Below are 6,405 nucleotides of genomic sequence, written 5' to 3' on the forward strand. Positions count from 1 at the left end.
GTGCGTGGGGAGAGAGTGGGTCAGACAGTGGTCTTCTCGGGTTCGGCCTTCTCCTCGTCGGCGAGAGCGGCGAGGAAGCGCTCCGCGTCGAGGGCTGCCGAACAGCCGGTACCGGCCGCGGTGATCGCCTGGCGGTAGGTGTGGTCCACCACGTCACCGGCCGCGAAGACGCCCGTGACGTTGGTGCGCGTCGAGGGTGCGACGACCTTCAGGTAGCCCTCCTCGTCCAGCTCCAGCTGGCCCTTGAAGAGCTCGGTGCGCGGGTCGTGACCGATCGCGATGAACAGGCCGGTCACCGCCAGGTCGGAGAGTTCACCCGTCTTGACGTTGCGCAGCTTGAGACCCGAGAGCTTCTGGTCACCCTGGATCTCGGCGACCTCACTGTCCCAGACGAACGAGATCTTCGGGTCGGCGAAGGCACGCTCCTGCATCGCCTTGGAGGCGCGCAGCGTGTCACGGCGGTGGACGATCGTCACGGACTTGGCGAAGCGCGACAGGAAGGTCGCCTCCTCCATAGCGGTGTCACCGCCGCCGATGACGGCGATGTCCTGGTCCTTGAAGAAGAAGCCGTCACAGGTGGCGCACCACGAGACACCGCGGCCGGAGAGGGCGTCCTCGTTCGGCAGCCCGAGCTTCCGGTGCTGGGAACCGGTCGTCACGATCACGGCCTTCGCCTTGTGGACCGTGCCGGCGGTGTCCGTGACGGTCTTGATCTCACCGGTCAGGTCGACGGCCACGACGTCGTCCGGGATGAGCTCGGCGCCGAAGCGCTCCGCCTGGGCCCGCATGTTGTCCATGAGCTCCGGGCCCATGATGCCGTCCTGGAAACCGGGGAAGTTCTCCACCTCGGTGGTGTTCATCAGCGCACCGCCGGCGGTGACAGCGCCCTCGAACACGAGGGGCTTCAGCGACGCACGGGCGGTGTAGAGCGCCGCCGTGTAGCCGGCGGGCCCCGAGCCGATGATGATCACGTTACGGACGTCGCTCACGGCTGGATTCCTCGTCTCTGGTCTGCGTCATTCGACCGGTGGGAGCTTCTTTCGGAACTCTCACCCCACCCAACGGATCCTAAGGGGCGCGCATTCCCGCTGTGCCCGGGCACACGCAGACCGTGCCCCGACGGGCACGCCGGAGCAACACACCGTACGGGATACCGCGCAGAGCCAAGACCACGCGTGGGTGGTCAGCGGGCGTAGGAGTGCTCCAGCAGGACCTTCGCGGTGGAGGACGGAGAGGCGTTGCCCACGCAGGTCGCGTCGACGATGTAGGCCGTCACGCGCGTGGCGTCCGAGGCATCGGGCAGCACGACGAGCAGAGCGGTCCTGCCCTGATAGACACCCTGCTCGGTGGCCAGCGCCGCGTCGTTACGGCCGATGCCCTCCTGGACGCACTCCGGAACCGCGGGCTTCGTCAGCACCCTGGGGTTCGGCCTGGGAGTGTCCGCCATACCGAAGGTGTGAGGGGAGCGGGCTCCCTTGTCCTGTTCGGGGCTGCGTGCCAGCAGGTCGTTGACCTTCTTCTCCAGCTTCCCCTCGGAGAAGGTGTCCGCGGCGGTCGTCGTCCGCTGCTCCTCGTCCGGGCCGTCGCCGTTCAGCGACGACAGCACCACGGAGCCGAGGCCGAGAGCGGCCACGGCGAACGCCGCCCCCAGGGCGACGGCCCGGCGGCTCCTGCCCCGCAGGCGCGGTTTGCGGCCCGGCCCCGTGGTGGAGGAGCGAGAGCGGCCGGTGGGACGGTCGGAGGGAGCCGATGTTTCACGTGAAACATGAAGCGGTGCGCCGTCGGCTGTGGCTGCCTGTGTGGCGTCGTTCTCGTCCTCGCCGTCGGTGACGGGCGCGGTGGCGTGCAGCAGCGCCTCGGCGGCCAGCGCCGCGTCGATGCGTCCCGCGACGTCCGCCGGCATCCGCGGCGGACCCGGAACCGTGCCGAGCAGTCCCCGGATCTCCTCCAGGGAGGCGTGGACGTCGGCACAGAGCTCGCACCCGTCCAGATGCCTGCGGACGTCGTCCCTGCGGTCCGCCGGGAGGAGACCCTCGGTGAGGTCGGAGATCTCCGCGACGTCCGGGTGCTCCGCCTTGTCGGTCGTCGACGTCACGCTCGCCCACCTCCGCCCTTCACTGCAGCCGGGTCGTTCGATCCTGTATCGGGTGGGTCCGGTCGCTGCGGACCCGCTGCGGGTGGGACGGATGTCCCCCCTTTCCGGTTCCGTCCTCTGCCTCTGTGCTCCTCGTCACCGGAGGCCCCCGGGCGCAGATGGGTGAGGAGAGGCAGGAGTCTCGCGCGGCCCCGGGCACACCGGCTCTTGACCGTTCCCGTGGGGACGTCGAGGATGCGCGCCGCTTCGGCGACCGGGTAGCCCTGCATGTCCACCAGGACGAGCGCGGCCCGCTGGTCGGGCGGGAGGGTGCCCATCGCCTCGATGAGCTGCCGGTGCAGATCGTTGCGCTCCGCGGGCGCCGAGGCGGACTCGTGCGGCTCGAGCAGCTGCTCCAGACGCTCGGTGTCGTCGACCGGCGCGGTCTTCCGTGAGGCGGCCTTGCGGGCACGGTCCAGGCAGGCGTTCACGGTGATGCGGTGCAGCCATGTCGTGACGGCCGACTGACCGCGGAAGGTGTGGGCGGCCCGGTAGGCGGAGACGAGGGCGTCCTGGACGGCGTCAGCGGCCTCCTCGCGGTCCCCCAGCGTACGGAGGGCCACGGCCCAGAGCCGGTCGCGGTGCCGCCGCACGATCTCGCCGAAGGCGTCGGGATCGCCCTCGACGTGCCGGGTGAGCAGATCCTGATCGCTCACTCCGTCGTACGCGGCGCCGTCCGCCATCGGATCCCCTCCCTCGACCTGGCCGGCCTCAGCTGGTCACCTTGATGTCCGCGACCCGGCCACGCCACTGGCCGTCGTCGGTCTGCATGGGGAGGTCGGTCAGCCAGACCAGGAGATAGCGGGTCTTCACCGTGTCCTTGGGCGCGAGGGAGACGGTGGTGCCCGTCCCTTCGGCGACCTTGCTGTACGAGTCGAAGGAGGTCGGCCGGCTCTGCGCGTCCTCGGGCGCGGCTCGGAGCTCGACGGACGTGCTGCCGATGAAGGTGACGGCGACCTTCCCGACGTCCTGGCTCCTGCCCAGGTCGACGACGACTCCCACGCCCGGCTTCAGCCGGCCGAAGTCGGAACTCGCGTAGTAGCTCGTCTGCCAGTAGCTCTCGGGATCGCCGTCCAGAATCTTGGGCAGGTTCTCCGGGTACTCGGACCCGTCCGAGCCGAACGGGTCGAAGTCGTGCAGCTCCGAGATGGCGATCGGCTTGCCGCGCACGGGCTTCTGGGCGCTCTTGTCGTCGCCGTCCGTCGTCTGGGTGTTGGTGGTGTCGTCGTCCTTGCCGCCCTGGTCCATGAGGGCGTCCGCGAGCTGCCAACTGCCCAGGCCCAGCGCGGCGATCAGCAGCGCCGAGACGGCCCACTTCAAGGCCTTGCCGGTGCGGCTCTGCAACGGCGGGGGCGGCACCGGTGTGGGCTGGGTGACACGGGGAGGTGCGGCGGGGCGTCCGTAGGAGCCCTGCTGGTAGGTGGTGCGCTGGTAGTCCGGCGGGGCGGTGAAGGCGGGCTCCGGCGGGCGGATGCGGGGCATCTCGCCGATCGCCTTCACCAGCTCCTCGGGCGTGGTGCACGGTGACTCGTGGCGGGAGGCGGTGGCGCCGTCGTTGGCGAGGGCGCGCATGGCCAGTTCCGACAGACCGCGGTGGACGCCGGCCCGGACCTGGTCGGGCGGGATCAGACCGATGTCCTTGGGCAGACCTGACATGCCGTAGGCGTCGTTCTCGTACGGCCAGCGCTGGGTCAGCGCCGCGTACAGCAGGGCGCCGATCGACTCGGTGTCGGTGCGCTGCGGGGTGTCCGAGCTGGCGCCGCGCAGGGCCGCGTTGACCGCGAGACCGCGGATGCGCCACTGGCCGGTCGAGGTGCGCAGGACGGCGTTGGGGTTGAGGCGCAGATGGGCGAGGCCCTCACGGTGGGCCGCCGCCATGGCGCTCGAGACCTGACTGACCATCTGGTAGGCGTCATAGACCTCCAGCGGACCGGAGGCGAGAAGGGCGGTCAGCTCGGTGGCGTCGGGCAGCCATTCGTGGACGACGTAGACGAGGTCGTTCTCCTCGACGGCGTCGAGGACCTGGACGAAGCGCGGATCGCCCAGCAGCGCCGAGGAGCGGGCCGCGGCCAGCACGGAGCGGGCGCGAGAGTGGTCTGCGGGCAGGACGTGCACGCCGACGGCACGGCGCAGCTTCTCGTCCACGGCACGCCAACTGCTGAACCCGTCCAGACGGGTGACGCACTCCTCGAGGCGGTAGCGTCTGGCCAGCTTGTGGCCGCTGTGCAGCTCCGGCGGCGAGGTCGTCGCGGGACCCTCGGTCCCGGTGCTCTCCTGTGCCTCGTCGTTGTCCGTGTCCCGCTCCCGGTTCTTGGCCACCCCGTCGGCCGTGGACTGGTCCGCCTCCGCGGTCAGCGACTGCTCGCCGCTGTCGTCTGCCACGTCGACGGCAGCTGTGCTCCGTTCCGCCACCGTCGTTCCCTGCCTCCCCATCCGTTGCGCGTCGGCCCGGCGTCCGTCGCGCGCAGTCCGACGCCGAACCCAATTGTGCCCACAGTCCGCCGCTATGCACGACACGCGGGGGCCGATGATGGTTGTGCGCCTACCCCCTGCCTCAGCGTCCCAGGCGTCCCCGGACCATACCGACCAGAGAGTTGACCTCCTCGATACGCATCCGGCGCGCGGCCACGTAGAAGACGCCCAGCAGGACGGCCCCGCCGCCGATCAGCGCGGCGAACGAACCGAGGACCTCCTGGCCCAGGACCTTGCTGATGCCGTAGCAGGCCGCGCCGCTGAGCAGGGCGGCCGGCACGGAGGCGATGCACAGGCGGGCGTAGGTCCGCAGCACACGCGCGCCGTCCAGGTCGCCGCCCAGCCGCTTGCGCAGCCGGCGCCAGGCGACACCCACACCGAGGGCGTAGGCGACGCCGTACGAGGCGGCCATGCCGACCACGGCCCAGCGGGCCGGCAGCACGACGAAGCAGATCGCCGAGGCGATCGCGTTGCCCGCGGCCACGATGACCGTGTTGTAGAAGGGGGTCCGCGTGTCCTCGTAGGCGTAGAAGGCACGCAGCACGACGTACTGCACCGAGTAGGGGATCAGGCCGAGGCCGAACGCCATCAGCATGTAGCCCATGTTGGTGGCCTCGCTGGTGCCCGAGGACCCGAAGATCAGGGTGCACATCGGGATGCCGAGCGCGAGGAAGCCGAAGGCGATGGGCACGATCGCGACGGCGGTGGTGCGCAGGCCCTGGGAGATGTCGTCGCGGACGGCGCCTCCGTCGTCCTCGGCCGCCGAGCGGGAGATGCGGGGCAGCAGGGCCGCCATCAGGGACACCGTGATGATGGCCTGCGGCAGACCCCAGATCAGCTGGGCGTTGGCGTAGGCGGCGAAACCGGTGCCCGCGACGTCCGAGTCCAGGCCCGCTGCGGTGGACAACTGGGTGACGACCAGCGCGCCCGCCTGGTTGGCGAGCACGAACAGGATGGTCCACTTGGCGAGCATCGCCGCCTTGCCGAGGCCGTGGCCCTTCCAGTCGAAGCGCAGCCTCATGCGGAAGCCGGTCTCCCGCAGGTACGGGATCATCGCGAGGGCCTGCACGACCAGACCCAGCAGCACGCCGACGCCGAGGAGCCGCAGACCTTCCGGCGGAATGTTCGACACCTGCATCTTCGAGTCCGCGGCGGTGCCGTAGACCCAGATGAACGTACCGAGCGTGACGATGATGACGATGTTGTTCAGGACCGGGGTCCACATCATCGCGCCGAACCGGCCGCGTGCGTTGAGGATCTGACCCATCACCACATGGACGCCCATGAAGAAGATCGAGGGCAGGAAGTACCGCGTGAAGGTGACGGCGACGTCGTTGGCCGCGGGGTCGGAGGCGACGGGGTTCGACAGCGCACGCACCAGCAGCGGGGCGGCCAGCCAGGCGGCGGCGGTGAGCAGCGCCAGTGCCACCATCACCAGCGTCAGCAGCCGGTTGGCGTAGGCCTCGCCGCCGTCCTCGTCGTCCTTCATGGCGCGCACGAGCTGCGGCACGAAGACGGAGTTGAGGCCGCCGCCGACGGTGAGGATGTAGATCATCGTCGGCAGCTGGTAGGCCACCTGGAAGGAGTCGCCGAGCAGGCCGAGGCCGAGGGCCGACACGATCAGCGCGGACCGGACGAAGCCGGTGAGGCGGGACACCATCGTGCCCGCCGCCATCACGGCGCTGGACTTCAGCAGGCCGCCGGCACGGCCGCCCTTCTTCGGCGCGGGCGCGGGCGCGGGTTCCGGGGCCGCCGGTTCCGCCGCGGGGGGCGGAGTGGCGCCCGCGTAGTGGCCGGGC

5 protein-coding genes are annotated in these 6,405 nt (G+C 70.5%); all 5 read right to left on the bottom strand.

Annotated features, from left to right (window positions below; all coding sequences use genetic code 11):
- Nucleotides 1-20: 20 nt before the first annotated feature.
- Nucleotides 21-989, bottom strand: coding sequence for a thioredoxin-disulfide reductase (trxB, locus tag CCN29_RS10460; protein ID WP_031018119.1), 969 nt, complete (start codon nt 987-989; stop codon nt 21-23).
- Between the two features lie 194 nt (nt 990-1,183).
- On the bottom strand, nt 1,184-2,095 hold the full coding sequence (locus CCN29_RS10465) for an anti-sigma factor family protein (RefSeq protein WP_086681188.1): 912 nt from the start codon (nt 2,093-2,095) through the stop codon (nt 1,184-1,186).
- On the bottom strand, nt 2,092-2,817 hold the full coding sequence (gene sigM / locus CCN29_RS10470) for an RNA polymerase sigma factor SigM (RefSeq protein WP_006134064.1): 726 nt from the start codon (nt 2,815-2,817) through the stop codon (nt 2,092-2,094). Before sigM ends, CCN29_RS10465 begins: the two co-directional genes overlap by 4 nt.
- A 28-nt stretch (nt 2,818-2,845) precedes the next feature.
- Complete coding sequence (locus CCN29_RS10475) at nt 2,846-4,546, bottom strand: serine/threonine protein kinase (RefSeq protein ID WP_031060702.1); 1,701 nt, start codon at nt 4,544-4,546, stop codon at nt 2,846-2,848.
- A 142-nt stretch (nt 4,547-4,688) separates the two neighbouring features.
- On the bottom strand, nt 4,689-6,405 hold a 1,717-nt coding region (murJ, locus tag CCN29_RS10480; protein WP_086681190.1), incomplete at its 5' end, for a murein biosynthesis integral membrane protein MurJ.

The organism is Streptomyces pseudogriseolus (assembly GCA_002154585.1).
GTDB lineage: Bacteria > Actinomycetota > Actinomycetes > Streptomycetales > Streptomycetaceae > Streptomyces > Streptomyces pseudogriseolus.